This window comes from Bradyrhizobium sp. 6(2017), assembly GCF_011058295.2.
GTDB lineage: Bacteria > Pseudomonadota > Alphaproteobacteria > Rhizobiales > Xanthobacteraceae > Bradyrhizobium > Bradyrhizobium septentrionale.
In genome coordinates, this window is sequence record NZ_CP049289.2 from 5,821,313 (window position 1) to 5,847,314 (window position 26,002).

The 26,002-nt window shown below is 61.9% G+C and carries 33 protein-coding genes and 1 tRNA gene; 15 read left to right on the top strand and 19 right to left on the bottom strand.

Annotated features, from left to right (window positions below):
• Positions 1-93 precede the first annotated feature (93 nt).
• Together G6P99_RS27370 and G6P99_RS27375 are read left to right on the top strand one after the other, a co-directional pair.
• A complete protein-coding gene (locus G6P99_RS27370; protein WP_029081666.1) occupies positions 94-753 on the top strand; it encodes a peroxiredoxin in 660 nt (219 codons plus the stop codon).
• 21 nt (positions 754-774) lie between these two features.
• Complete coding sequence (locus G6P99_RS27375; protein WP_029081667.1) at positions 775-2,238, top strand: cryptochrome/photolyase family protein; 1,464 nt, start codon at positions 775-777, stop codon at positions 2,236-2,238.
• A gap of 8 nt (positions 2,239-2,246) precedes the next feature.
• On the opposite strand, the gene G6P99_RS27380 is transcribed toward G6P99_RS27375, so the two are convergent.
• Entirely contained in the window at positions 2,247-3,119 is an 873-nt protein-coding gene (locus G6P99_RS27380; protein ID WP_029081668.1) for a DMT family transporter, read from the bottom strand.
• Positions 3,120-3,724: 605 nt separating this feature from the next.
• Between G6P99_RS27380 and G6P99_RS27385 the strand changes: the two genes are divergently transcribed.
• Positions 3,725-4,555: a YkgJ family cysteine cluster protein gene (locus tag G6P99_RS27385; protein WP_165124025.1), complete on the top strand. Its 831-nt coding sequence runs from the start codon at positions 3,725-3,727 to the stop codon at positions 4,553-4,555.
• Between the two features lie 46 nt (positions 4,556-4,601).
• Here the strand turns inward: G6P99_RS27385 and G6P99_RS27390 are convergent, their stop codons facing one another.
• Both G6P99_RS27390 and G6P99_RS27395 read right to left on the bottom strand, forming a co-directional pair.
• Positions 4,602-5,525, bottom strand: coding sequence for a tetratricopeptide repeat protein (locus tag G6P99_RS27390; protein ID WP_246709631.1), 924 nt, complete (start codon positions 5,523-5,525; stop codon positions 4,602-4,604).
• Positions 5,522-6,160, bottom strand: coding sequence for a winged helix-turn-helix domain-containing protein (locus G6P99_RS27395; RefSeq protein ID WP_246709633.1), 639 nt, complete (start codon positions 6,158-6,160; stop codon positions 5,522-5,524). Before G6P99_RS27395 ends, G6P99_RS27390 begins: the two co-directional genes overlap by 4 nt.
• 145 nt (positions 6,161-6,305) lie before the next feature.
• Here G6P99_RS27395 and G6P99_RS27400 point away from each other — a divergent pair, with 145 nt between their 5' ends.
• Positions 6,306-6,548 carry a DUF1127 domain-containing protein gene (locus tag G6P99_RS27400; protein WP_084518492.1) on the top strand — a complete coding sequence of 81 codons (243 nt, stop codon included), beginning with the start codon at positions 6,306-6,308 and terminating at the stop codon, positions 6,546-6,548.
• Positions 6,545-6,955 carry a hypothetical protein gene (locus G6P99_RS27405; RefSeq protein WP_165122992.1) on the top strand — a complete coding sequence of 137 codons (411 nt, stop codon included), beginning with the start codon at positions 6,545-6,547 and terminating at the stop codon, positions 6,953-6,955. The genes G6P99_RS27400 and G6P99_RS27405 overlap by 4 nt, the downstream gene beginning before the upstream one ends.
• A gap of 153 nt (positions 6,956-7,108) precedes the next feature.
• Here the strand turns inward: G6P99_RS27405 and G6P99_RS27410 are convergent, their stop codons facing one another.
• The 3 genes from G6P99_RS27410 to G6P99_RS27420 all read right to left on the bottom strand — a co-directional run bounded on the left by G6P99_RS27410 (position 7,109) and on the right by G6P99_RS27420 (position 8,829).
• Complete coding sequence (locus tag G6P99_RS27410; protein ID WP_245284707.1) at positions 7,109-7,486, bottom strand: hypothetical protein; 378 nt, start codon at positions 7,484-7,486, stop codon at positions 7,109-7,111.
• A gap of 540 nt (positions 7,487-8,026) precedes the next feature.
• Positions 8,027-8,149 (bottom strand): hypothetical protein, encoded by a 123-nt coding sequence (locus G6P99_RS27415; protein WP_256375172.1) that lies wholly within the window; start codon positions 8,147-8,149, stop codon positions 8,027-8,029.
• Between the two features lie 233 nt (positions 8,150-8,382).
• Positions 8,383-8,829, bottom strand: coding sequence for a hypothetical protein (locus tag G6P99_RS27420; RefSeq protein ID WP_029081670.1), 447 nt, complete (start codon positions 8,827-8,829; stop codon positions 8,383-8,385).
• Between the two features lie 212 nt (positions 8,830-9,041).
• Here G6P99_RS27420 and G6P99_RS27425 point away from each other — a divergent pair, with 212 nt between their 5' ends.
• The 6 genes from G6P99_RS27425 to G6P99_RS27450 all read left to right on the top strand — a co-directional run bounded on the left by G6P99_RS27425 (position 9,042) and on the right by G6P99_RS27450 (position 11,872).
• Positions 9,042-9,317 (top strand): hypothetical protein, encoded by a 276-nt coding sequence (locus G6P99_RS27425; RefSeq protein WP_029081671.1) that lies wholly within the window; start codon positions 9,042-9,044, stop codon positions 9,315-9,317.
• Between the two features lie 100 nt (positions 9,318-9,417).
• Positions 9,418-9,494 (top strand) — tRNA-Arg (locus G6P99_RS27430).
• A 275-nt stretch (positions 9,495-9,769) separates the two neighbouring features.
• On the top strand, positions 9,770-10,453 hold the full coding sequence (locus G6P99_RS27435) for a hypothetical protein (RefSeq protein ID WP_029081673.1): 684 nt from the start codon (positions 9,770-9,772) through the stop codon (positions 10,451-10,453).
• Between the two features lie 188 nt (positions 10,454-10,641).
• Positions 10,642-10,923 (top strand): hypothetical protein, encoded by a 282-nt coding sequence (locus tag G6P99_RS27440; protein WP_029081674.1) that lies wholly within the window; start codon positions 10,642-10,644, stop codon positions 10,921-10,923.
• A gap of 171 nt (positions 10,924-11,094) precedes the next feature.
• Positions 11,095-11,274, top strand: coding sequence for a hypothetical protein (locus tag G6P99_RS27445; protein WP_029081675.1), 180 nt, complete (start codon positions 11,095-11,097; stop codon positions 11,272-11,274).
• A gap of 220 nt (positions 11,275-11,494) precedes the next feature.
• Positions 11,495-11,872, top strand: coding sequence for a hypothetical protein (locus G6P99_RS27450; RefSeq protein WP_156928643.1), 378 nt, complete (start codon positions 11,495-11,497; stop codon positions 11,870-11,872).
• A 181-nt stretch (positions 11,873-12,053) separates the two neighbouring features.
• Here the strand turns inward: G6P99_RS27450 and G6P99_RS27455 are convergent, their stop codons facing one another.
• Entirely contained in the window at positions 12,054-12,209 is a 156-nt protein-coding gene (locus G6P99_RS27455; protein WP_156928644.1) for a hypothetical protein, read from the bottom strand.
• A gap of 84 nt (positions 12,210-12,293) precedes the next feature.
• Here G6P99_RS27455 and G6P99_RS27460 point away from each other — a divergent pair, with 84 nt between their 5' ends.
• Positions 12,294-12,470, top strand: coding sequence for a hypothetical protein (locus G6P99_RS27460; protein ID WP_165124029.1), 177 nt, complete (start codon positions 12,294-12,296; stop codon positions 12,468-12,470).
• Between the two features lie 568 nt (positions 12,471-13,038).
• Here G6P99_RS27460 and G6P99_RS27465 read toward each other — a convergent pair.
• The 4 genes from G6P99_RS27465 to G6P99_RS27480 all read right to left on the bottom strand — a co-directional run bounded on the left by G6P99_RS27465 (position 13,039) and on the right by G6P99_RS27480 (position 16,188).
• Entirely contained in the window at positions 13,039-13,458 is a 420-nt protein-coding gene (locus G6P99_RS27465) for a CBS domain-containing protein (protein WP_165124032.1), read from the bottom strand.
• Positions 13,459-13,581: 123 nt separating this feature from the next.
• Positions 13,582-14,052 (bottom strand): aminoacyl-tRNA deacylase, encoded by a 471-nt coding sequence (locus tag G6P99_RS27470; RefSeq protein WP_029081679.1) that lies wholly within the window; start codon positions 14,050-14,052, stop codon positions 13,582-13,584.
• Positions 14,053-14,172: 120 nt separating this feature from the next.
• A complete protein-coding gene (locus G6P99_RS27475; protein ID WP_165124037.1) occupies positions 14,173-14,991 on the bottom strand; it encodes a pentapeptide repeat-containing protein in 819 nt (272 codons plus the stop codon).
• Positions 14,992-15,177: 186 nt separating this feature from the next.
• On the bottom strand, positions 15,178-16,188 hold the full coding sequence (locus G6P99_RS27480) for a helix-turn-helix domain-containing protein (RefSeq protein ID WP_029081681.1): 1,011 nt from the start codon (positions 16,186-16,188) through the stop codon (positions 15,178-15,180).
• A gap of 158 nt (positions 16,189-16,346) precedes the next feature.
• Between G6P99_RS27480 and G6P99_RS27485 the strand changes: the two genes are divergently transcribed.
• Entirely contained in the window at positions 16,347-17,492 is a 1,146-nt protein-coding gene (locus tag G6P99_RS27485) for an alkane 1-monooxygenase (RefSeq protein ID WP_029081682.1), read from the top strand.
• Between the two features lie 63 nt (positions 17,493-17,555).
• Here the strand turns inward: G6P99_RS27485 and G6P99_RS27490 are convergent, their stop codons facing one another.
• Positions 17,556-18,677 (bottom strand): L-dopachrome tautomerase-related protein, encoded by a 1,122-nt coding sequence (locus tag G6P99_RS27490; RefSeq protein WP_051346343.1) that lies wholly within the window; start codon positions 18,675-18,677, stop codon positions 17,556-17,558.
• A gap of 150 nt (positions 18,678-18,827) precedes the next feature.
• On the opposite strand from G6P99_RS27490, the gene G6P99_RS27495 reads away from it, so the two are divergent.
• A complete protein-coding gene (locus tag G6P99_RS27495; protein ID WP_035977000.1) occupies positions 18,828-19,220 on the top strand; it encodes a winged helix-turn-helix transcriptional regulator in 393 nt (130 codons plus the stop codon).
• 13 nt (positions 19,221-19,233) lie between these two features.
• A complete protein-coding gene (locus tag G6P99_RS27500) occupies positions 19,234-19,896 on the top strand; it encodes a hypothetical protein (RefSeq protein ID WP_029081684.1) in 663 nt (220 codons plus the stop codon).
• 12 nt (positions 19,897-19,908) lie between these two features.
• Here G6P99_RS27500 and G6P99_RS27505 read toward each other — a convergent pair whose 3' ends face one another.
• The 7 genes from G6P99_RS27505 to G6P99_RS27535 form a co-directional block, all read right to left on the bottom strand.
• Positions 19,909-20,685 carry a hypothetical protein gene (locus G6P99_RS27505; RefSeq protein WP_156928645.1) on the bottom strand — a complete coding sequence of 259 codons (777 nt, stop codon included), beginning with the start codon at positions 20,683-20,685 and terminating at the stop codon, positions 19,909-19,911.
• Between the two features lie 198 nt (positions 20,686-20,883).
• The gene (locus tag G6P99_RS27510) at positions 20,884-21,255 is read right to left on the bottom strand and encodes a hypothetical protein (RefSeq protein WP_029081686.1); all 372 of its coding nucleotides are present in this window, start codon (positions 21,253-21,255) and stop codon (positions 20,884-20,886) included.
• A gap of 242 nt (positions 21,256-21,497) precedes the next feature.
• Positions 21,498-21,791 (bottom strand): hypothetical protein, encoded by a 294-nt coding sequence (locus tag G6P99_RS27515; protein ID WP_029081687.1) that lies wholly within the window; start codon positions 21,789-21,791, stop codon positions 21,498-21,500.
• A 229-nt stretch (positions 21,792-22,020) separates the two neighbouring features.
• Positions 22,021-22,443, bottom strand: a complete 423-nt coding sequence (locus G6P99_RS27520) for a zinc-ribbon domain containing protein (protein ID WP_035977001.1) — start codon at positions 22,441-22,443, stop codon at positions 22,021-22,023.
• A gap of 367 nt (positions 22,444-22,810) precedes the next feature.
• Positions 22,811-23,023 (bottom strand): HdeA/HdeB family chaperone, encoded by a 213-nt coding sequence (locus G6P99_RS27525; protein ID WP_245284709.1) that lies wholly within the window; start codon positions 23,021-23,023, stop codon positions 22,811-22,813.
• Positions 23,024-23,129: 106 nt separating this feature from the next.
• Positions 23,130-23,414: an HdeA/HdeB family chaperone gene (locus G6P99_RS27530; protein ID WP_223974847.1), complete on the bottom strand. Its 285-nt coding sequence runs from the start codon at positions 23,412-23,414 to the stop codon at positions 23,130-23,132.
• A 268-nt stretch (positions 23,415-23,682) separates the two neighbouring features.
• Entirely contained in the window at positions 23,683-25,767 is a 2,085-nt protein-coding gene (locus G6P99_RS27535; RefSeq protein WP_246709636.1) for an alkyl/aryl-sulfatase, read from the bottom strand.
• Positions 25,768-26,002 lie beyond the last annotated feature (235 nt).

The window sequence follows — 26,002 nt, forward strand, 5'->3', positions numbered from 1 at the left end:
AACCAGTTCACTTAAGTCTTGTCCCGTCCTATAATGGAACCGATCGCCTCAAATACAAATTCATATGCAACATCAATGAGATGAGGTAAAATCATGACACTTCCGATTGGCACGACCGCACCGGACTTCGAGGCCCAGACCACCGAGGGCAAAATCAAGTTCCACGACTGGATCGGCAACAGCTGGGCCCTGCTGTTCTCCCATCCGAAGGACTTCACCCCGGTCTGCACGACCGAACTCGGCGCGCTGGCCAAGCTGAAACCGGAATTCGACAAGCGCGGCATCAAGCTGATCGGCCTCTCGGTCGATCCCGCGGATCGTCACGCCAAATGGGCCGAGGACATCCTGGAGACGCAGGGCGCCGCCCCGAACTATCCGCTGATCGCCGACACCGACTTCAACGTCTCCAAGCTTTACGAGATGCTGCCGGCCTCGACGTCCGGCGATCCCCTCACCCGCACGCCGGCGGACAATCAGACGGTGCGCAACGTCTTCATCATCGGCCCCGACAAGAAGATCAAGCTGGTGCTGGTCTATCCGATGACCACCGGCCGGAACTTCCAGGAGATCCTGCGCGTCATCGACTCGCTGCAACTCACCGCCAAGCACCGCGTCGCCACGCCTGCCGACTGGAAGCAGGGCGAGGACGTGATCATCGCGGGCTCGGTGACCAACGACGAGGCCAAGACGATCTATCCGCAGGGCTGGAAGGAGCCGAAGCCCTACATCCGCATCGTGCCGCAGCCAAAGTAACGGCAGATACGCATCCTCCGGGTGGCCCGCGCGCAGCCTGTTATCGTCTGGTTCCGCGACGATCTGCGGTTGTCGGATCACCCGGCCCTGCACGAAGCCGCCAGCCGCGGCGTGCCCGTGGTTGGCCTCTATGTTCGCGACGAACAAAGCCCTGCCCTGAAACCTCCAGCCGCGCGCCCCCTCGGGGGCGCGACGCGCTGGTGGTTGGCGCAATCGCTGCGCACGCTCGGCAGGAGTCTCGAGGCAATCGGCGGAACGCTGGTGCTGCGCACCGGACCGGCCGCGTCCGTGATCGCCACGCTGGCGCGTGAAACCGATGCGCGCGCCGTGTTTTGCAACGACATCGCGCAGACGCCGCATCAAGCTGTCGCCGCCGACGTTGAGGCCGCGCTGGCAAGCGACGGAAGAGACTCGCAGATTTTCCCCGGCGACCTGCTCGTCGAACCCAAGGCCATCCGCAACAAGGACAACCGGGGACTGCGCGTCTTCACGCCATTCTGGCGGCGCGTGCAGGGGCTTGGCGATCCGCCGAAGCCGCTGCCGGCGCCGAAGAAGCTCACCTCCGTCAGCGGCATCGCCAGCGAAGCCGTCGACGATTGGGGCCTCGAACCTGTCAGGCCGGATTGGGCCGGCGGCCTGCGCGAGAACTGGACGCCGGGCGAAGCCGCGGCGCAGGCGCGGCTGAAGGCATTCCTCGACGATCGCGTCCGCGGCTACACCGACGACCGCGACCGGCCCGACCGCGACGGCACCTCGCGCCTGTCGCCGCATCTGCGCTTCGGCGAGATCAGCCCGCGCCAGCTCTGGCACGCCGCGCGTTTCGCCGCCGCCGAGCACCCGCGCCTGGCCGGCGACATCGACAAATTTCTCAGCGAACTCGGCTGGCGCGAGTTCTGCCGCCATCTGCTGTTCGACGTCCCCGACCTGGCCGAGCGGAATCTGCAGCAGCATTTCGACGCCTTTCCGTGGAAGCGCGACGCGCGCGCGCTGAAGGCCTGGCAACGCGGCCTGACCGGCTATCCGATCGTCGATGCCGGCATGCGCGAGCTCTGGCACAGCGGCGTGATGCACAACCGGGTGCGGATGGTGGTCGCTTCCTTCCTGGTGAAGCACCTTTTGATCGACTGGCGCGCCGGCGAACAATGGTTCTGGGACACGCTGGTCGATGCCGATGCCGGCTCCAATCCGGCGAACTGGCAATGGGTCGCCGGCTCCGGTGCCGACGCCGCGCCCTATTTCCGCGTCTTCAATCCGATCCTGCAGGGCGAGAAGTTCGATCCCGACGGCGCCTATGTCCGGCGCTGGGTCCCGGAGCTTGCGCGATTGCCCAACGAGCTGATTCATCAGCCCTGGACCGCAACGCCGATCGAGCAAGCCGGCGCCGGCGTCGAGCTCGGCACGAGCTATCCGCGGCCGATCGTCGATCACAAGCAGGGCCGCGAACGTGCGCTTGCGGCCTACGCGAAGATTCGCGGCAAGGATTAGAGCAAGGATCAGGTGCGACGGTTGACCAGCAGCACCGCCGCGGCGCAAGCGGCCATGCCGGCGATCGCGACGTAGTCTAAACGTTCGCCGAACAGCACATAGGCCATCAGCGCGGTCACCGCCGGCACCAGATAGAACAGGCTCGCGACCGAGGTCGCGGCATGGTGGCGGATCAGCCAGTACAACAGCCCGATCGAGCCGATCGACAGCGCGAACACCAGCCAGGCCAGCGCCAGCACGAACTCGCTGGTCCAGTGCACGACATTGCTCTCGAACAGGAAGGCGCCTATGCCGAAGAAGATCGTCACCGCGATGTATTGCACCAGATTGCCGGCGCGCCAGTCGATCTGGTTGCAGTAGCGGCGCTGATAGAGCGTGCCGAGCGTGATCGAGATCAGCGAGACGCCGGAGGCGAGCCAGCCCCACCCCGCTTCGCCCGTCATCGGCCGGTTGTGCAGGATCAGCACGACGCCGGCGAGGCCGAGCACCAGCCCGCCCCATTGCAGCGGCGTGACGCGCTCGCCAAGCCAGCGGTTGGCAATCGTCGAGGTCAGGATCGGCTGCAGCCCCGGGATCAAGGCCGAGAGCCCGGCGGGAATCGAATGCGCGATCGCAATCGCGGTGCCGCCGAGATAGAAGCCGTGCACCAGAAGGCCGGCGACTGTGCTGTGAAACACGCCCGTCCGGTCCGGCCATTTCGGCCGCGCGACCGCGGCGATCACAGCCATCACCACCACAACGAACGCCATCCGGATCGCCAGATAGGTCAGCGGCTCCGCATTGTTGATGACGTATTTGGTGCCGATGAATCCCGTGCTCCACAGCACGACAAAGATCGCCGGCGCCAGGCGAGCGGCAGTTTCCTCGAAGCTCTTGTTCATTGCCGACAGTCATTGCCTGAAGATAAGGCGGCGGGCAATCGCGAATTTTTGCGGGTTGATGCGCCGATGCCATTGCCGTTCGCGTTTAAACAGGCGGTGTCATCACCCGCGCATGCGGGTGATCCAGTATTCCAGAGACGCTGATGCTTGAGCCGAGAGGCCGCGGCGTACTGGATCGCCCGGTCGAGCCGGGCGATGACAGATGTGGGTGGGGACGCAGCTTCGCATTCTCGCGACATGATTTGTCCGAGTCCTGCTCTTCGTTCCGCCCTCTCTTCACACAGCTTCATTTCTGATAAAGCGAAATATTTCGCACGCTAGGCGTGACAGGTTTTGCTGAGTTGCCCGTCGGGTCGCGATGTCGTGCCGAACAGCAGTTCGGCCACAGGCCGTCTGAGCGATGCAATCACGACGATGTGTCCTCAACGATGCCATGCAGGTTTGTCGGATGCGGCGCGCTGCCCTCGCGGATACCCTCCAAGTCAATTTCGCAGCGTCGATCGCGGCGCCTTCCTGATGACACCGGGATCTGCCGTTGCCGATTACCGGCGGCCAAGAATACTGCACAAGAAGAGCCGGCCACGAGCCGGACAAGAAAAAGAAAAATGGACCAGGTGGCATTGGTCGTTGTTCGGGCGGTCGAGAGCGGCGCGACGACGACAAAAGGTATTATCGGCGTGACCGGATTGTCCCGCCTCAAGGTCGAGCGAGCGTTGGGCACGCTGGAGAAGCAGAAACTGCTGTTCCGTGAAAGCCAGGGCTCATGGGCTCTCGGTTTTCCGGTGGCGCCGCCGGTTCGGCAATGCGGTTCATGCACCGCCTGCTGCAAGGTGCTTGAAGTGACCGATCTCGGCAAACCGGTAAACACCGTCTGCAACCACATCCTGTCGGGCGGCGGATGCGAGATCTACGACCGGCGTCCGCGGCAGTGCCGCTCATTCAGCTGCGGCTGGCTGCAAGGCCATCTCGACGACGACTGGTTTCCCGCGACCGCAGGCATGGTGGCGCATTTCGGGCTCGACACACTGAACGTGCAGGTCGATATCGATGCTCCCGACCGCTGGCGAGAGGAACCTTACTTCAGCAAGCTCTGCGAATTGTCGCTCAAGGGCCTCAGGGTGAGCGAACGACGCCCCTATGCCACGCTCGTCATCGTCGGCGACGACAGGTATCTGCTGCTCGGACGGACCATCGTCCCCGATCCAACGCTGTTCGGGACCGCCTTCGTGCCGATCACACACGATACCTTCCACTACTGGAAGGCCAAATCCCTCGAGCATCTGCGGCGGCTGAACGATCGCGTCATGGAGATCCAGCGCATCCAGCAGGAGTTCGGCTATTGCGCCATCCCCGACGATGACGAGCCCACCCCGCCCTATCGGCCTGCTCTGCTGCAGAAGTCGACGGAGCCCGGTGCGATACCCACGACGAGGTGACCGCGTCGCATTCGACCAACTCGCCTGCACAAGCGAACTGCCGGGCTTACTCGGGCAACCCCGCCTTGCGGAAACCTTCAATCAACAGCTTCGCGTTTGATTGCCCACCCCGAGCAATCCACATCGATATTGTAAAGCGGGGATCGATCTCGAGCAAACGAGCCGCTGCCTCATGGGCTTCCACGTCGCGCCCGAGGTGAGCGAAAGCCGATGCGAGACAGCGGTAGCCTCCTGCATTATTGGGGTCCTGACGAAGAACCCTTTTTCCCGCTTCGATTGCGTCGTCAAACCGGTGAAGCTCAATAAAAGCCAACGCCATTCCGAGAAATGACCGATAAAGCAGCGGGTCGACGGGGCTCACGCGGATAGCGCGTTGAAAGCTCTGAATCGCTTCTTCCGACCGGCCCGCAATCTTGTACACAAAGCCTCTGTTGAGCCATCCATCAAACAAATTCGGATTGAGGGCGACCGCGCGGTCGGCCATTTCGATTTCACTTTCATGGTCGCCGACCATGAAGGCCGAGACGACAGCCGCGGTTGCCAATGTATTTGCATCGTTATTGTCGATGCTCAGTGCGAGACGAGCGAATCGAACGGCTTCGTTGCGGTCGAGTTGGGGATCGGTGGAATAGCCCAGAACCAGATTGAGCGCGTGGCTGATGCTTGCCAGGCATGCCGCCGAGGCGAGGCGCGGCTCCAGTTCCAGAACGTGGTGAGCGAGCCTCGTTGCCTCAGCGATCCCGTCACGGGTCGCGCTATAAAAGTGCGGCAATGCCCTGAGAAGAAGGTCATATGCGGTAAGGTTCTCCGGGCGCCGCCGCGTAGCCATTCCAATCTCCGTTCGGAGCAGCTTCGGCTGAATGGCTGAAACAACGGCGACCGCGACTTCGTCCTGGAGCGCAAAGACGTCCGTCAAGTCGCGCTCGAAGCTATCCGCCCAAACGTGGGTGCCCGTCACTGCGTCGATCAACTGCCCCGCGATGCGGACCTTGCCCGACGCCTTCGTACGGAGCCCTCAAGGACATACCGCACACCAAGCTTACGCCCGACTTCCTTGATATCGATGGCCCGGCCCTTGAACGTAAAGCTCGAATTGCGGGCGATCACGAACAACCACCTGAATCGCGACAGTGCGGTCGTGATCTCCTCGACCATCCCGTCGGCGAAGTATTCCTGCTCCGGATCGCCGCTCATGTTCTGGAATGGCAGGACGGCGATCGACGGCCGCTCAGGCACCGTCAGCGGCCTGTTTGAGGATTCATCGTCGGAAGGCGCCAAGGCAGTGGACGCTTCATTCGCTTCGCGGACCGAGCCGACGAAACGAAAGCCCTTGCGGGGTAGTGTCCTGATCAGGCGTTGTTCCTCACCGGAATCGCCTATTGTACTGCGGGCGACATTCAGACGGGTCGTCAGCGCCGCATCGGACACGCTGCGCCCGTCCCAAATGGCGTTGATGAGTTCGTCCTTGCTGACGACCCGCTCCCTGTTGCGGATCAGATAGTCGAGCAGATCGAATACCTGTGGCGTGACCGGAACCAGGTCCGCGTCACGATGCAGTTCGCGCCGGTCCGTGTCGAATGCGTACTCCTCGAAGAGATAGCGCAAGGTGCCAATCCCTCGGGTGGGCCTCCGGTTGTTGCAAGGCCGCCTGGCGCAAAGAATAAGCTGCCGGTGAGGAAAATGTAAGCCGCCCGTGAAGCGCGCACAATCGCGCTGAGGCACCTTGTCCGGGTGGAGAAGAGGTGCAGCAATGAGCACGACCTACACGACGACGAGTTTAGCCCGGACGACCGCATCCACGCCGCGTGGCCCCCGCACCCTCCAAAGTTTTTGGGGTGCATTTCAGGAATGGCGCAAATGGGAGCGGCTGCGCACCGATCTTTGCAGCCTGAGCGATCGGGAGCTGATGGATATCGGGATTGGGCGTGGCGAGATCGACTACGTCGCCTCGCACCGGGATACCGTTCCGCGAGGCATCCGATCCGCCGGATGATGCTGATGTCGGCGGGTCTATCGCTGGCGTCGTGGGCGATCTTCAACGAAGCGAGCAAACTCCATTGGTCACATCGTCCGCAGTCCGAATCCTTGATCTCGCTTGCTCTCGCCGATCTTGCCTGCAGAACATGTTCAGAAACCCAGACGACATCCGCATCGCGCATCGCAACTTCAACGCGCGCGGGTGATCAAAATTCGAGTTGTCACCTTTCCCGTTTTCTGTGTGAACTGCTTCACCTGCGTTCGCAGGCAGGCATTCCAAGATGCGGGCTCGACGCGAACAGAGGAGTCGCTGACATGAGCGACAAGCCATCAACCGGAATGCCCGACTGGCTCACGACGGACATGCTGGTGATCGCGATCTCCATCGCGATCATCGCGCTTGGTATCTGGATCGCTCCCTAAAGCGCGATGAGATTGGGTCGAATCGTCATCGCGCTATAGTTCTTTTGTCTAAGCATGATCTCCGCGCAAACGCTCCGCGTTTGTCGCGAGGGAAAACCGCTTCGCACTTTTCCGGATCATGCTCTAGCCTCGCGCAGCCTTGAAGCGCCGTCATCACTCGAGGCGATATTTTCTTCCATTCTTATTCGGGTCGGTATTGTCGCTTGTCGAGAACACCAGGACCGGGCCGAACCAATTTGTTGTGTCCCGGTGAAGTTCGAACCGGCCGGCGCCTTTGGTCTCGATCTCCCGGCGGTCGCTATTGGCCGGGCCGAGAGGTCGATCATCCTCATACAGTCGCGCAGCGTTGAGCTCGCCGCTGAAATACTTGACGGGGATCAGGTAGGCGTGTCCCTGCAAAAAACGGAAGGTGCCGCGGAGCGTTGGATCGGCCGGGCTCGGAGGCAACAGATAAAGCAATGCGCTCGACGCCAGGGCAAAAAGCGCCGATCCGATCACGATGCGCGTGGTGGCAGATATCCTGAACGACACGTTCTCTCGGGCCCTCGCTTGCCGGGCCCCTCCTCTAGCGCGCGCCTTGATCGCGGACAATGATTGGGCCTCGGCCGGGACCGCAAAGGCCGCACAGCCGAAGGGCGGCACCGGCGTGAGGCCGGAGGACCCGGCCGGCAAGACGTTCCCTGCCCCGGCCCCGTCTCGATACGGCCCGAAGTCCCTGGAGATACGGCCAGGAACAGGCATCCCAGCTGCCCGGCCGGGCCGGCGGGCCTCGCAAATGCGTGATCCTGCGTGACCGTTCCCTGCCTTCATTTGGGCATCGATCGGGAACAGGCTATTCTGCGGAGATGCCAGGATGGCATGCCAGGGCGGCCACCGCAGGGGGGTGCCTGCAATTGACCGATCGATCCCGCGATTCAATGCAAGATGTCGACTTGCGGAATTTTGTGCGGGTCATCTCGGCCTGCACACTGGGGCTTTGGGCATTTGCGGCCGGTCTGTTGATCGGGGTGTTTTGGCTCTCGTAATTCATCGTCACGCGAGACCATGCGGCGCCAGCTGAGGCGCGTGCCCCTACCCGCCGCTGAGATGATGGGCGGCCACGAACAACACAAGCCCGCTCAGCACCAGCGCCGACGCGGCGCCGGCAACGCTGCGCGCGAGTTCAGCCTTCGAAAGATTGGATCTGGTTGCCATCACAACCTCCTGTGCGTACGAGCCGAGGCCCAGCCGCTCCGGCGGTCGGGCTCGCTGGTGGAGCACAATCGCATCATGCGGATGAACGGATCATGAGCGAACGGCAGCATCGCTGCGGCCGTGCCCGGCAAGTCGAAGGCGTCAGTTTTGACGGGTGTCGGACGGCGACGTCAGGCCGAAGACCTCAAGCGCAAACCCGAAGAGGATGGTTCGGAGCGCTGGCGCGCCCGCACCTACCACTCGTCCGGACAGGGATCGACGATGTTCCAGAGATCGACCCCGTTCTTGATCTTCTTCATCTCGGTGGTGAGCCCGCCATTGCGGCGGATCCAGTTCTTCACCGTGTCGGGGTAGTAGGACATCAGGTCGGAGGTGCCGTCGAGGCTGGTGACCTTGATGCCGAAGGTGAAGGCCTTGTCGTAATAGGCCTGGTGGAAGCCGATGCTGGCCTTCGGCGTGACGCAGATCTTGTTCAGCGGCACGATGCCGAACACCAGCGTGCAGGCCGAGTTGCAGATGCCGTCGATCACGACGCGCTCGCGGCGGTCGCGGACCTGCTTGTACTTGGCCTTGTACTCCTCGACATAGCCGCCGTGGTCGCGCGTGATGTGCAGCACGGCCCGCGCGGGCGTCGCAGCCAGAACCGGGAGCAGCAAGGCGGCAAGGAGCGTGATGCGCATGGAACGTTCGAGACCGAGGGAATGCCAGATCCGGGCGGACCTGACCGCAAGACTCTGGCCGGACTGTGTTGGCAATCCGTTAAGCATCCGCAAAAAGGCAAAATTTGGCGCGCTGTGACTGATTTCCCGCAGCTTTTCGCCCGATTCCGGGTTAAATGGGCTTCGGATCGGCCCGAAATGCCGATTCCAGCGTGAATGCCCGGAGGCAGCCCATGACCAAGACCAAGCTTTTCGCCGCCCTCACTGTGACTGTTTCCCTGGCCATCCTGCCCCTCACCCCGGCGGCCTCGGCCCACCCGCGCCACCACCGGCATCACTACCACCACGCCCATTGGGGCCTGCCCTACCACATCAGCTATCTGCACAATTACGGCCCGGGCCCGGCCGCCGGCACTTTCGCCTATTACGACGGCCCCTCGCGCAACAAGTGCTACCAGAGCTCGGCCGCCTATATCGGCCAGGATCGCCGCCGCCATCCCTGCTTCTGAGGGCTTCGCGGGACACGGCCGGCCGGACGCGCGGGCACCGCCTGGCGGCCGCGCGGGGCTGCTGGCCCTCACCGCCCAAGTCTGATAATCGACCCGCAACGCGCTCGTAGCTCAGCTGGATAGAGCATCGGATTTCGATTCCGAGGGTCGGGAGTTCGAATCTCTCCGAGCGCGCCAATAAAGTCCATCAATTGGCTTGAGACAGACCGGAACGGTATTGCCGGTTTGCAGACCGGCTTGCAATTCACGTTTCGCTAACCTGCTGCTCAAGCTCCACAACAGCCTGCTCTGCCAACTCGAATTTGCCGCCGAGATCGTGCGCCTGCAAGATGCGCTCGATGTCCTCTGGGCTGCGCCCGGTGAGCGCGGCGATAACCCCCTGGACGACGCTCCTACCCGCTTCGATTCTATCCGGCGGCGGGTCGAGATCGGGCTAACGGCGAGGAGATAAAATGGATGGCCTAAGTCGCGGTCGCAAATCAGCGATCTTCTTTGCACTGGTTATTATGCTGCCTTCTGCTGCGCAGACGCGGCCGACGGCGCATGCATGGGACGAGTGGCGTGTGGTTGACAAGGAGTGTCGCGATGTCTTGCCTCCTCAGGCAAAGATACGCGCATGCCTCGACTTGCTCGGGGATCGACGACTCTCGGCCGCCTATGTCGCTCCGATCAATGGCGAAATATCGAGCGCGTTCCAAAGCCTGCGGGACTACAGCAACGCCATCAAATACAAGAAGATTGAAATTGAACGCGCGCTTGCCCCGGTGAAGCAACTCCCTTCGTCGGGCGAAGCGCTCCCAGCAACCTTTGGCGCAATGTCCCTACGTTACACGGAGCTCGGGACACTCCAGGCGCTCAATCGCCTGGCCAACTTCAACAGTCAGTCCGATGAAGCGCGCCGAGGTGCCACCGACGAGCAGAACAATTACAACCTGGCGCTTCAGTACAACCCGATGAACTACAGGACATATCGATACCGGGCTGAAATTCGCAGCCTGTTCTGTGATAGCGCGTCTGCGGCTCAAGACCTGGAGGCCGCGGTCAGGTTTGCCGAGACAGCTGGAGATCAGACTGCAGCTCGAGACTACAAGCGCGCCACGCTAGGCGCTTGCATTCCAACGTGGCGCCGAGAATAGATCTGCCGGGGCAGTGTCCTCCACCGTAAAAATCCGGAGCGAGCTCGCCGCCGGCGCCGAGCCCGCGTGCGACCGCTCCTACCGTGCTCTTACGGGCCCGACACTGGCAAGCAACTTGCGACGCATGCGTGAATAGTTCGGCGCCAACCATTCTCGGTGTGCCGAACTCAAACATTCGGAGCACCAAGATGAACATGCATCCTCGTTTTGAGACAGCCCGCGAAAGCACTCCACGAGAGTTGACGATCAGCAAAATATTGGCCGATCTGGTCCTCGCCTGTCAGACGATCCAGGACGACATCACGGCCGAGGAAGTGCGCGCTGGGATTTCCGACCGATCGGACAGAAGGTATTCGATTTTGGCAAGGTCGCTGAACGAGCGGTACGATAATCTCAAGGGAACCATTGCCACCCTTGAAAGGCGTCTCTCAGAAAGAGAACTCGGCGCAGGCATGAAACCATTTCCATGACCCCCCCGCCATGCACCCCCTTTCGTCAGCAGTGCCCGGAAGAGCGACAGCGACAATGACCGAAATGGCGGCGCGGTAAGAATTTTAGTTCTACCCGATAATAATGCTTAATCAGACGCAATCAGAGGAGTAGCGTCGCAAGTCCCTCGGTATCAGTCAGGGACGCGCCCCATGTCTGCTCTCCATGCAAAGCTGGAACGATTTGAGGTTCTTGCCGCCGAATGCGAAATGATCGCTAGCCGTGTGCAGGATGGGAGCAGTCGCGAACTATATCTGCGGTTGGGTGCGCGCTATCGCGACCTGGCGACCGATATGCGGACCGTGATCGCGAGCGTCAACAAAGCTGCGTAGCCGCAGCAAAGACCTCATTTCCGGCCTCCGGTGGACGCCAGCATATTCAAGTCCCACCCGGCGGTTGTGAACGGCTCAAGTCACGGCAACGATGCTCGTCACGAGCCTGCTTCCGCTCGCTGAACGCGAACGTGAGGCGTTGTGAATGCTGTCATGTTGAAACGACGCCAAGTCGGGACTTACATCAGGTTCGCACACCACCACGCTTGGGAGATTTAGCGTGTTCCGAGCAGCAATCTTCATCGCTACCTGTCTGGCTGTAACGTCGCCATCGCGAGCTCAGCAGGTGCGGGTCATCACGGGAGACATCGAGCACATCTACGGGCCTGGCGGTGAGGTCCTCGACGACGCCGATCTGCGCGCACGAAATGAACGCGCCTTTGAAAGAAGAACGCAGCTTGATAAACAGCGCGCGATCGAGATGCGGCAAATCGAGGCAGAGAAAGAGCGATTGAGGTTCGAGCGCGACCGAGCCGCGCTCGCCTATGCAACTGGTCCGACATTGGACTCGACATACGGCAGCGGGCTTTTCGCTTATCGCCATCGGGGCCACGGGAGGATGGGTGTCGCCCCCAGAATGGGCGGTTCGCGACGATGACAATATAAATACTCATCTTATCAATATCTTGCCGGCTCTCCGAGCGCCTGTGAACCACGGGCGCGAGTGCCTCGGGCCCCCCGCCCACCCCGCCTAATAACCTCCGCGTGAACGAAACATCATTTCCTGGCCCTCGAAGCGAGCCCGAAACAAACGGCGCTCAGCATCCCCGGTGTTTTCATCACCTGAACATTTCCGGGGTAAAGCCATGCAGCAAGACAACGGCATCAAATTCCAGGATCTCGACCAGGTTTTGCGTACCGCACAGATCAGGCGTTCCGCCGACCTGGGTCTCTGGATAAGGCAGTACATCCAGAATCTCGGTCTCGCTCGCCAACAGAGAGCGACCGACAGAAAGCACGCGATTGCAACGCAGTCCGACACAAAGCTTCTGGCCCACTGACCCAAGGGAGCGACGACGATGTGGACCCACAAAGTACGCATGCTGGTGGTCGTAAGTCTGCTGGCCGGTGCGGCTGTCATGCTGCTGGCGATGGCTGCTCCTCACCCCGTTTCGAGCGCTGCGCTCGGCAGTGAGTGGCAATGCAGCAAGGCCGGGTTCGTCCTCACGACCTGCCGTCAGGTCCCACCAGCCTGAACCGCTTTGGCATGGGCGGTGCAATGGAGACCATGCTGGGGATTTCAGTGTCCCAGTTCAGGAAGGAAACGCCGCCGGGCGTGTATTTTTGAAACCGGCGGCGTCTTTTCTTGAAACACCCTGCCTCGAGGGACAGGCCTCAAACGGGAAGCCGGTCACAAGCTGCTCGGCTGATCGCAGCACCGCCAGCGCGCCCTCTCGATAGACACCGCGCCGTGATACCTCCCGGCTTGTGATAGTCCGCTTACTCACGCAGCACGCTGCTGATGTCACGATCTGAAGGCATCGATCGCGTGAGCGAGGAGGATGCCAACACTCACAATGAAAAGTATGGAAATCGCTGCGTCAAACATAATGGGCACAGCAAAACGGGCCGTCCGCGATCAGTCAAAAGAAATTCCATCGGCACGAATGTATCGCTCGACGGTTGATGCGTCGGTGCAACAGGGATCGGCGTCTCCCGCAGCAACCGGAAGTATTGAGCAAGCTCTAGATTCATCGTGACGTTCTGTCGTGCGACCACGGTGCCGGCCGATCTGCCGGTCGTTTCCGGCAGACCGGCCTCGCCTCAATGATGAGCCGACACGCTCTTCATGCACTGGGACACGAGATCGGCACCGGCGAAGTGGCCGACGTCGCCCAAGCTGATCATGCCGACCATCCGCTTGCTCTTGTTGATGACGGGCAGCCTGCGGACCTTCAGGGTCTCCATGTGATGCACCGCCTTTGCCAGATCGTCATCTTCCCGGCAGCAGTGGATGCCCTCGGTCATCACATCGCGCGCGGTGGCGCGCATAGAGTTGAAGTCCTTGCTCGCAACACCTTTGCAGACGATATCGCGATCCGTCACCATCCCGATCAGACGATCGTCCTTTCCAATCGGAATACAGCCGACGTCGTGCCCTTGCATCAATCTTGCGATTTCGGTGATCGGGGTATCGGGGCTCACCCAATCGACGCCCTTGTGCATCACGTCCTTGACCTTCATGGAGGACCTCCCTTGCAAGGCAGCAGCCCCCTCGCTTGCAACTATACAGCAGATCGGGCGTGACCGCATGTGGGCCGCGCCTTGATCAGGGCGCGCCGACAGATGGTCGCGCCATCCACCGCATCAGTCGTGCGCGCTGATGCGGCCGCGCAGAGCGTTGGCGGTCAGGCGTGCGAATTGCGCACGACCGAGATGCAGCAGCGTCTCATGATCGCCGGCTTCAATGTAGACGTCGGGCTGCATCTCGATGCTGTCATCGACGATAACGTCAAGCCCGTAACAGATGCCGGCGGCGGGAACCGCCCCGTGCGCGCAGTCCGCGAACAGACGATCGATCTCGCTTTCAGCGGCCATGGCGATATCGTCGCCGAATCTCGCCCTCAGGTCCTCAAGCCTGAGGTGATGTGAGGCCGGCAGCACGGCGAGCATGTAGCCGCCGTCGCGACGCAACACGATCGCCTTGGCCAGGCGATCGCCTGAGACGTGACATGCCTGGGCGCTATGGGTGGACGACATCGTCAGCACATGCGGGATTTCGTCGTACGCAATGTTTTCGGCAGCAAGATATTTGTGCAGTGTGGGAGAAATGGTCATGACGTCACCTCTGGTGCGACATGCAACCATCCACCGTGGCCCTGCCCGCCGCACGATGAGCGGTAGCGTGGTTCTCGACGCAGAGCATAAGTCCAGTTGCTGGGCACTGCAATTCGCCTGCTAATTTGGGCGCCGCGCCAGGTTCAAGTTCCGGGCCTTGTCCAGATTGCGGGTATCGGCCAGCGCCGCCGCGCCCGGCAGGAGGGCCGACGCAAGGTCGGTCTCGGTGAAATCGGCGCCGGCGAGATTGGCGTCGGACAAGTCGGCTCCCACGAGGTTAGCGCGGCTGAGATTGCAATTGGCCAGATTGGCGTTCTGCAGCTTCGCGAATTCGAGATCGGCGCGCGAGAGATTGGCGCCGCTCAGATCCGCATTCCGCAGATCGGCGGAATTGAGCACGCCGCGCATCATGCCCATCGATTGGTTGCGCATATCAGCGCTCAAATCGGCGCCCGCAAGTTTGGCCCCGATCATGCTGGCGCCGGAAAGATCGGCGGTGATGCGTGCGCCGCTCAAATTGGCACCGCCAAGCCTGGCGCGTTGCATCTGGGTGCCCAGCAGCGATGCCCTGACGAGGGATGCGCCGGTCAAATCTGCGTCGATGAGCCAGGCCTGGTTCAGGATGGCCCCGTCGAAGCGCGCGCCCTTCAGGCTGGCGCGGTTGAGTTTGACGAGGCGAAGATTGCCGCCGGAGAAGTCGAGCCCCGAGAGATCGAGGTGCGACAGCCGCTTTCCCTCCAAATCTGCCGTGCGTCGGTTCACCGGCTGTTGACGTGCCGCCTCGAGCAGCGTGTCGACCTCGGCGCGCGTCATCTCCGACGTCGTCATGTCGGGACTGTTGAGGTCGACATCGCGCAGCATGTCCTGCGCGACGGCGTCAATCGGATCCACCAGCAGCGCCGCCATCGCTACAAAAGCAAATGCGAGACGAAACAGCATCGCTGTCTCCGCTTTCCGGCCTTCAGAGTATGAAACCGGATCATGATCCTGGCAATGCTCGTGACAGCGACCGCCGCGTCATTGTGCCACGGCTGAAGCAATACTGCCCATCTTCATCGGCCGAGGCGCCCAGCCTCCAACCAGATGTGTTGGGCTGACGCGAACCGCGCCGCACGCCATGATCCGCTAGCCCCGCACGCCCCTCGCCGCAAACCAGCGCCGGCACGCCCGGCTGAAACTCGTCGCATCGGTGTAGCCGAGCGCGGCTGCCATCTCGTCGCGGGATTGGGTGCCTGCCGCGAGCATCACCCTCGCGCGCTCGCGCAGCACGGCGTCGAGCAGCGGGCGGAAGGCGCCGCCCCCCTCCGCCAGCCGCCGCACCAGCGTGCGCCGCGAGGTGCCGACGAGGCGCGCAGCTTCCTCCTCGCCGAGCCGCTGCGGCAGGCGCGACGCAATCAGGTTCTCCACGATCCGTGTCAGCGCCTCACTGTCCGAGCGCGGCTTCTCGATCGTCTCCAAGGCTTCGATCGCCTTGGCGTGCAATTCCGGATCGGCAAACGGCGACGGTCGCGCGCACAATTCTTTCGGCACATCGAACAGGAAGGCGGCCGCGTTGAACTTCACCGCGCAGGCATAATGCGGCACGAGCCGCTCGGCGTCCGCAGGCGGCGCCCAGGGAAATTGCAGCGTCGCCTGGCCGATCGCATCCTCGAGCAGCTGCGTGTACACCGCGTGCACGTTGAGGCTGACGGCGAGCGCCACGGCGTGCCACAGCGCGTCATCCATCGCCACCGCGGGAGAAATTTCGATCTGGATCGCGCGCGCGGTGCGGCGCAGCCGGTTGCGGATGAAGGGCGCGCGGGTCGATCCGAAGCGCGCGCCGGTGATCAAGGCATCCTCGATGGTCGGTGCCGTCCGGGTCGCGACGTCGAGCGCTCCCTGCAGCGATGTCGACCAGACCGCAGCGGCCGACAACGGCCACAGCTCGCCATGCCGGCGGGTGATGTTGGCGGCCAGCACCACCAGCCCCGACACCGGCATGTGCGCACCCGGCTGGTCGAGCGCCTCGAGCCGGATCCCCGTGCCCTTCAGCAGCTCGTCGCGCTCGCCGCGCGTCTTGCCGAAGGCGCGGACCAGCGCGCGTGCATAGCTCACGGTGACCGGCGCGCGGAGGGCATCTGTGTCAGATCCCTGCATGGTGTCGGCGGCCTCCCCGGGCTGTCTGACGAAATGGGCTTGGCGCAAAATGCCACAAATTTGGCCTGTTGTGAACTGGCGGCGCAGGCCCGCCTCGCGGCATTCTTGATGCAACAACGGCGAATGCCGACGCGACGCGAGATGCTGGAGGGAATGCGATGATCTTCACGGGCACCAATGCCGCTGGCGAAACCATCACCTATCGGGACGGCAAACGCTATCTGTGGATGCTCTCGTTCATCCCGCCGCTGATCCCGCTATTGTCCTACTGGCTGTTCCTGCGGACACACAATCCGCTGGTGACGCTGATCCCCTTCGTCTTCATCTTCATCCTGATCCCGCTGCTCGACGTCCTGTTCGGCGAGGACACCCACAATCCGCCGGCGGAGGTGGTCGCCGCGATGGAGGCCGATCCGTATTATCTGCGGCTGGCGCGCTTCACCGTGGTGTTTCCCTGGGTGAACTACGTCGCCCTGATCGCCTTCTTCGGCACCCAGGAGCTGCCGTGGTGGTCCTACGTCGCGCTGCTGCTCGGCGTCGGCACCATCAATGGCGGCGCGCTCTTGATCGGGCACGAGCTCGGCCACAAATCCGACCGGCTCAACATCATGTTCGGCACGCTCGCCAATTGTGCGGTCGGTTACGCCCACTTCCGCGTCGAGCACAATCGCGGCCACCACACCTGGGTCGCAACGCCCGAGGACCCCGCCAGCGCGCGGTTCGGTGAATCGATCTATGCGTTCGCGCTGCGCGAATTGCCGGGCGCCTTCAAGCGCGGCTGGCGCAATGAGGCCGAGCGGCTGACCAGGCGCGGCGAACCGGTCTGGTCTGTCAACAACGAGATCCTGCAGGGTTTTGCGCTGACATTCGTGGTCGCGGCTATATTGATCGCGCTGTTCGGCTGGAAGGTCGCCCCCTTCATCGTCGCGCATCATTTCCTCGGCTGGTATGCGCTGACCCAGGCCAACTATGTCGAGCATTACGGGCTGCTGCGCGAAAAACTGCCGAACGGCCGCTACCAGGCGGTCGAGCCGCGCCACTCCTGGAACACCAACCACATCGTCTCGAACCTGATGACGTTCCATCTGCAACGTCATTCCGATCACCACGCCAACCCGATGCGCCCCTACCAGTCGCTGCGCGATTTCGACGACATTCCGCGGCTGCCGAACGGCTACACCGGCATGTTCGGACTGGCGGCGATCCCGCCGCTCTGGTTCCGGGTGATGGACCCGAAGACACTGGCCTGGGCCGGCGGCGACAAGAGCAAGCTTAATCTGCGCGACCAGCCGGCGAGTTCGTGATTGCAACTGTCGCCCGGCCTGCAAAACAGGCCGGGCGTCGTCGTCAATGCGCTGCGCCCGCACTCATCGCGACACGTAGCCGGCCGCGAGCGGCTTGAAGCGATAGATCAGATACGGAGCCTTGTTCTCGCCCTTGCCGCCGTGGAACATCGCGGCCGCGGAGATCTGCGACGCCGATACGTACATGTAGCCGTCCGCGGACGCCGTGATGCCGTCGGGCCAGACCATCTCCGCATCGCTCAGATAGGTGCGATATTTGCGATCGGCGCCGATGACGCCGACCGACTTGCTCTCGACTGCGGTCAGATAAAGATTGCCGGCATAGTCGATCGAAAGCCCGCCATTGTTCGGCTTGTCTGAATAGCGCTCGACCTTGGCGCTGAGCTCGGGTGGCGTCAGCTTCTCGTCGTTGAGATCGGCAACCCGCACGCGGTAGATCGAGCGGCCGCTGAGCGGCGCGAAGTAGACCCATTCCGACCTGACATCCATGGTGATCCCGTCACAGCCGACCTTGATGATCGATGGCTTGCCGTCCTTGCCCGACACCGTGAGATCCTTGCCGTCCACCGTGATCGGCAGGTCTTCGGGGATCGTGGAACGGTCTCCGTCAAGCACGCGCCTGGCGCGCCCGGTGTCCATGTCGATGATGATGATCGCGGCATGCGATCCGTCGCCGCCCGGGCCGATATTCTCGTCGGCGATGTAGAACTTGCGATGCTTCTGATCGATCACGATGTCCTGCGGCTGCGATCCCGTCCGCGTGACGGGATCCGGCATGTAATAGATGCGCTCGAGCCGGTCGCTGCGCGTATTCCATCCTACCAGTTTTGGCGTGATGTTGGTGCGGAAGCCCATGTCGATGATCCAGACCACGCCATTCTCGTCCGAGCGGAGCCCGAGCACGTTGTCGAGATACTGATCGGTGCCCTTCCGCGGCGTATTCCACTCTGCGCTCGGAAACGGCTGGAATGTCGTCGGCGACGTCAGCTTCGCGACCCTGATCTCCGGACTGAAGAACGGGTGATGGCTGAAGATCAGCTGGTTGTCCGGCGTGATGGCGATGTTGCCGACCGACTCGGGCAACCGCGCCACGATCTCGGCACGGACCGCCGGCTCGTCCGCACGCGCAACTGATAGCAATACGTTCGCCGTCATCGCGGCGATCAACAAAATCCCTCGCTTCACGCGGGTCCCCTCCCTGTTGCCGTTGATGTGTCGTTGCACGCCGGACCGGCCTTGATCGGCAAGGTTCGGCTTTGCGGGACCAACGTTGCGCGCTAAGTTGGGCGCTGACAATTACGCACAGGAATGTCCGGTAGTATCAGGGAGTGAACCATGAAGGGGCGCGATGCGAAGAGCTATGATTGTGCGGCCGGCTGCCCCGTCGAGGCGACGCTCGATCTGATCGACGGCAAGTGGAAGGCCGTGATCCTCTATCACCTGCTCGGCGATACCATCCGATTCAACGAACTCGGGCGGCGGCTGTCGCGGATTTCACAGCGCATGCTCACGCGGCAGCTTCGCGAGCTGGAAGCCGCTGATCTGATCCACCGCGAGATCTATCCGGAGGTGCCGCCGCGCGTCGAGTATTCGCTGACGGCGCGCGGGCGTTCGCTCGAACCCGTGATCCACTCGCTGTGGAGCTGGGGCAACGCCTATCTCGAGGAGCGAGGCGCTGCGCCGCGCGCGCTCAACGGGGCGTCAGCCTCGGCACAACGCGCCGGGTAGAGCGGAGCAGCGCATGCCGCGGACGAACCTGCTCAACTGGGCGGTCCGGCGCCTGGTGATCTGGCTACTCGTGCTCGGCGGCGGATATCTCTTGGTGTTCGGCGGATCGTCGACGTCCAAGCCGATCCGCAAGAAGATTTCGATCGAGGTGGCGACACCGAACGGCACGGCACGCGGCGCATCCGTGATCGAGATGGTCCACTCGCATGCACCATGGTGGTACCCGGCCGCGGTGAAGGGCGCGACCTCCGAGCGGGGCGAAGCGCCCTACGCCGATCTTGGCGGCAGGCGCTATGTGTTCGTCACCATCAACAACCAGCTCGACGAGAGACCGATCTCGGAAAGCCTTCTGCCGGAATCGATACAGGCCGATGGCAGCTTTCAAGCGAACAGGACGCCGATGATCGTGACCTTTGGCGATATCGAGGATCCGAACACGATCCGGAAGCTCGAGCCCGGCGCATTCGAGCGGGCGTTCGGATCGGGCTATCGTTTGGTGAGCCTAACCGCGACCGATACGCAGGATCCGCCCACCAACGGAACGCTGGCGCAGAAATTTCCGGTGCTGCATCGGCAGCTATCGATGCCGACCCGGCAGCGCGTGCCGCAGCCCTATCAGCGCGGCGATCTCCGAGTGATCAACTGGCGCGCCTTCGAGACGCCGCCAACACCGTGAGCCCTGTGTAGTCTACGCTGACCGCCGCTTCATCGCGCCGATGCCGAGGAATGAACCGTCGACGGACGGATATTGGCTGGTGAATTCGAACGTATCGAAGATCGGCGCTTCGAACTCCTTGAGGGCCGTCCAGAGCAGCGTCGTATCCGGACAGGCCTGGGAGTGGACGTCGTGATGCACGATGATCCTGGCGTGGGCGCGGACCAGCAGATGGTCCAGCATCGCACCGCGCAGGCTGTGATCGCCGTCGATAAAGACGAAGTCCGGCTTCACCCGATCGACATAGGCACTGACGACCGGCGCGGTGGAGAAGGCCTGAAGATAGACCGGCTCGATCTCCGCCCGCTCGCGCAGCAGGTCGAAATAGGCCGTGATGAACGGTGTCGGATCGATCGGATCGACCGCGATCACGGTCTTGAGGTCGGCGCCGCTATTCCGGAGCCACTCCGCAACCAGGATGAACATGCCGCCCCAGCGGCAGCCGATCTCCATGTACGATGAGACGCCGGACGCGTTGCGCGCGAGCCAGGCCAGATACGGCGCAAGCTGGCTCGGATACTGCCAGAGGTGCAGGCCCTTGCCGAAGCTCGCCGACAATTCCGGCGGCTGCTCGCGCAGCAGCTCGTCGTTGAGGCCGAGCGCGGGGATGAACTCCCGCTCGAGGAATGCCACGTCGGTACGCTCTGCTGCGCTCAGTCCGGCGATCGCATCGACTGCCTCACCGACGGAATCGGAGAGATCGGCAAAACGCTGATATCGGTCGGCTTGAGCCTGCGGGACGTTGAGCATCGGCACCATCAACTCTGACGGAAGGGCAAGAGGAGACCGCAGCTGATGCGCCCCCGATGGTTGAACGGCGAGCGCCTCCGTCTCGGGCGCAAAATCTTGCGCTCGGGCCGCAAATATTCCGCCTGGCGTCCCGTGCATTTACGGGAAACCCGCCAACCCACATTCGGGTCGCGCCGGGCGCGCAGCCACGCAGCGCCTTTAACTGCTCGGGATCTTGCGCCGCACCGCCTCCAGGCCGGCGTCGGTGACGCGATATCTCCGCCCCACCTCCGGGATGATCCAGCCCTTGTCGATCATGCCGGCTAGCGTGCTCGGGCCGACCCCCGCGGGAAACGGCCGGCGATGTTTGATCGCGTCGATCGCGACCCGCTCGAGATGGGTGGCGACATGCGACGGGCGGGCACGAAACGCCTTGGCGATGATGAGAACCGACAGGACCTCGGCGCGCCGGCGCACCGCCGACGCGCTGCGGGTTAGTTCGTTGCTGATCTCGAGAGCATTCTTGCCGGCCCCGGCGAGCTGGCGGAGCTTCTCGTCCTCGTCCGAGCTCCAGCGCCGCACGATCCCCATCTGCCCCTCACCGCCTGGATACCCACCTCAAACAAAATGCATACGCAGGCGGCGCTGATTTGCCATGTGACTTTCGGCACCTCTTGAGGTGACGTTCGAGCTATCGCCATCAAGAGGGCCGATCGCGATGCCGCGCGCTGCGGCGCTCAGAGCATGATCCGATTGATCGGATCTTGCTCTGGTCCCTTTGTTTGGTCGCATTTTCTTGACGCGAACCGGTGCCCACTTCGCTGGAAAATGCTTCAGTGCTTGCTGGGTTCGAGCGTGATGAGCACGCCGGTCGGCTCCGGCTCGTGCGGCCGAAGCGACGTCAGCTCCGGATCGCTCCACTCGGCGAGACTCACGACCTCGCCCGTCTGCCCCGGCTTGTCAGAGGTCTGCGCCAGTTCGAGCACCTTGAGTCCGCTGGTATCGACGAAGAAGGTGTGCTCGCCGAACACGCTGTTCAGTTGCGCCACCGCCGGATGATCCTCCGGCAGCACCTGGGCGTTCAGTTGCGTCATGGTCTGCTTGACTTGCGTGGCATTAAGCTTCATCCGCTGCTCCTTCTTGTTGGTTCCGGCCTTGACCGGTTTCCCTGGCTGGCTTCCTTGGTTGGTTTCCCTGGCTGGCTTCCTTCCCGCCCACGCCCCTCGTTCGGGGGCTTCGAAGTCTCGAACCGATCAGGCAACGAAACGTTCCGCACGCGCGACGCATTGACCGCGGGCGTGCGGGTTCCATGTCCATCGATGCGGGAAGCACGGCTTGACGTCACGCATGCGCCCTTCACGGCGCGGAAGGCTTCTTCCTCGCAAGTCCTTCGAGATGCACGCGGCGCGCGGCGGACTTGCGTGCGCGCTCCCTGGTGCGGCAGGCCCGACAACGCACGGCCGTGGTGAACACGTCGCCCTTGGCGGTCTCGTACCACCATTTCTGCTGCAACGGAGTCCACACCTCGGCAACGCCGCAGTCCTTGCACACGAACGGCTCCGGTCGATAGGTTCCGCGCTCGACGAAATCGGGGATCGAATAGCTGTTCGACGGCGCCAGCTCGCTCGTCACCACTGGAACCTCGCCGCGCGCCAGCGCAATCTTGTAGTCGCGAAGACGGCGCTGTTCGGCGGCACGCTGCGCCTGCAGGCGACGCCATTCCTCGGCCTTGCGCCGCTTGGCGTCGATCTCTCCGCGCTTCTGCTTGCTGCTTTTCACGGCGCACACATCCAGGCCAATGCCCTATGGCGCATAGCGGAACCAGGGCGTGTACTCTAAATCCGCGATGTCCGCTCCCCCAACGGCGACGCGGAAGCGGACATTGCACAAAGTCCGAGACGGGCAAGAAGCCGACATGCTGCGGTTTATACCGTGACGTCCGCTTCACCCCCGACACCGGACTTTCGATAGCCAGTGCGGCACGTCCGAAAAGGGCCAAAAGGAGACGTACTGAAGCGACGCACGGTTATGCGAGCAACGATAAGGAGGCGGTTGCGCAGTTCCCGTGGCCCGTTCAACTCTCGGTCGAGGCGTGGGAATATCGCCGGCTAAGGCTCCGGCGGCGACGCCCGTCGGGGTTCACAATCTAGCTGGCACTTTTTTGAATGGCGGTTGGCAGCGTGTCGGATTTGTGCTTTTTGCAATAGGCCGCAACCTTTTCCGAATTCTTTTGCAAACGGTCGTAGTCCAAGACATTATTTTTTGCGGCCGCGTTATAGTAACCGCTCATGAAATACCTTACGAAATCCCGATCTGCTGAACCGTATCCTAGCCAATTTCCACAAGTGATCTTGTTCATGTCCAGCCTGATCTGAGCCGCGGCTGGCGCTGAGGCCGCGCCTATCAAAATCACAGAAACGACAAAAGTCCTGCATCTCATAACGATCCTCCAAACTCTCGAGCCGTCAATTCTTGCCTACCGATTGTTGCAAGCCATACATAACGCTTTCCGCTGGATGGTATTGGCACCATGCCTTTACGTTGGCGATATTTTGTTGATGCAAGGCAAGATCCACAAAAGTCCTGCTGTTCTGATAACTGAACCAGCCGCTCATCCAGGCAGAAAATTTATCCGACTGTGACTGCGGCATAGCGAGATATTGGCTACATATGATCTTGCCCATATCAATGGTTACCTGCGCATTCGCAACGATCGGAACTATCGAGACAGCAAACGTCAGACTGATCAATCTACATCTCATCGGGGTCGTCCTTGATGCTGATCTACCCGGGATTATGGAGAGGACTGCGGCCACAACGACGCAAGAAAACGGAGTGTCGCGCCCGCTCATGTTGATCTAGATCAACAGAAGTCCGCTTGGGGTCAAAAGCCGACCACGACACCTCGCTCGACCTTGGCCAGCTTCCCTCCCGGCAGCGGACATTACGGCATTCCGAGCAAACGTCAGCTAAGGGCCAATAGCAGCCCTTCCAGCGCCGCGCCAGCGCAACAGGTTTTCAGTCGTAGTCGACGAGATCGCGAACCTCAAAGGGCTTTGGCCCGAGCGTCGATGCCTTCGTGGCGGTGCCAGGCAGAATCTCGAAGTCAGGCGTGAACTGAACAAGGATGGCGCGCAGCCGGTCGAATCCACTCCGATCGCCCTCGAATCGCGCTTTGCCGGACGCGAGCAAATCGTCGAAGGACGCTTGACCCATCATCACTTGATTGAGATCGGAGCGATTGACGGTAACTGTCAGATCCGGGTTCTTCGCCTGGAAGCCCTTGATGTTGGTGAGTGTCGCATTGCTCATCTCGATCGCGTGCTGCTCGCCGTTATCTGGCGTGGCGAGGTTGATGGTAAACCGAATCCCATCGGCCTTTTTCGGATCCATGCTAATGCCAATGAAGTCGAGCCACTGTTCGGTGGACATCGCGCGCACGACGTCCGGTCCTGTGCTACGTGGGGGAACGCCCCCCGGGAGACCGTTGCGCAGTTCAAAGGCACCTTGCAGGAAGCTGTTGCGCACGCTGGTACTCTCCGCCCGGTAACCGAGTTGCTCGTACGCATCGGCGAGCAGCCGCCGCGCTTGCTGGTTATGCGGCTCGGCGAAGACCAACTTGTTCAGGATCTCGGTCGCAAGTAGATACTTGCCCTGCCCCAGCAATTCCTCGCTCTTCGCGACGATCTTTGCCGGGCCGCCCATCATCTCCACATACAACGGCGCCGAATCCTTCGGCGATAGGGGGATTAGATTGACCGGATTGCCGTCATAGTGCCCGAGGAACCGGTTGATAACTGCCCGTGAGTTATTCTGCACGTCACCGTGATAGCTGCGCACAGCCCATTGGTCGCGCAGGCTCTTCGGCACCTCGTACACGTTGTGTATCTCGTTGAGGGTCACCCCCCAATTAGCGTAGTGCAGCGCCTGGTTATTCAGGTTGGCATAGGCATCGCGTTGCGCGCGCAGGACTTCCTGAATACGCGCGTTACCCCAGCGCGGCCAGCTGTGTGACGCGAACATTACATCGGCCTCTTGCCCAAATTTGTACAGCGCTTCGTTGATCTCCTTCGACCAGTTCAGGGCGTTACGCACCCGCGCGCCACGCAGCGTGTAGATGTTATGGACGGTGCCGGTGATGATTTCCGACGTCCAGAGGGCTTTGAATTGCGGGAAGTAGGTATTCATCTCGACCGGCGCCTCGGTGTCCGGCGCGTTCTGGAACACCATCTTCACGCCGTCGAGCGTAATCTCCTCGATGTTCTTACCCACCAGCCGGTTCGGCGCAATCAGCCCGGTGTTGCCGTTGGCCACGTTCTTTCCGATCGCCTGATCGACATGGCCATGCGGTCCGCGTTGCAGCAGCACGGCGTACTGCCACTGCGTGCGCCGCGACATCGCATTGCCAGCCAGCACGTTCTCGGCGATCGCCTCCTGCAGGAAACCTTCCGGCGCAATCAACATCACCTTTCCACTGGTGGCGTCGGCCTCGTCGACGACTCCGCGTACCCCGCCAAAGTGGTCGACGTGTGAGTGTGAGTAGACGACCCCCACGACCGGACGCTTGCCGAGCTTGTCGTTGATGAACTCGAGCGCCGCCCGTGCGGTCTCCTGCGCCGTCAGCGGATCGAAGACAATCCAGCCAGTATCGCCTTTGATGAAACTGATGTTGGCGAGGTCGTAACCGCGCACCTGGTAGATGCGGCCCGGAACCACTTCATACAACCCGTAGGCCATGTTCAAAACGGCCTGCCGTTGCAGCGACGGATGGATGCTCTCAAAGTCCTTGCCGGTCAACAGCCAGCCGTAGCTGGCCATATCCCATGCAACGTGGCCAGCGTCGGCCATGATCTTCGTGTAGGGAGGCTCCGCGATGAACCCTCGCTTCGCTTCGTCGAAATCGCGCTTGTCCGCGAACGGAAGTTCGGCCTTCTGGCCATTGCGCAGTTCGATTGTGAACTTCGACGGTGGCTTTCCAAGCGGGTCGAAGTGCTGGGCTGCACTCGCGCCGCCGTCTGTTGGAATCAACGAGGCGCCCGGGGTTTGGCCATACGCGTCAAACGACAACAAACCCGCAAACAATACCGACAGCCCGATCAGCAATTGAACGCTTCTTGTCATTGATACCCCGCTGATGCTGTGATAGTTGGCGCCGAATAGACAAAGTAAGGGCATACCGGGTTGTACCGGTTGATCTAAATCAAGGTCGTCTGCTTTGGGTCAAACTCGGAAGTCGGAACGCGCAACCGTGAGGTCCGCTTCACCCCCGACACCGGACTTTCGATAGCCAGTGCGGCATGTCCGAAAAGGCCATCTTCGGAAGCATTGTCGCATTGAC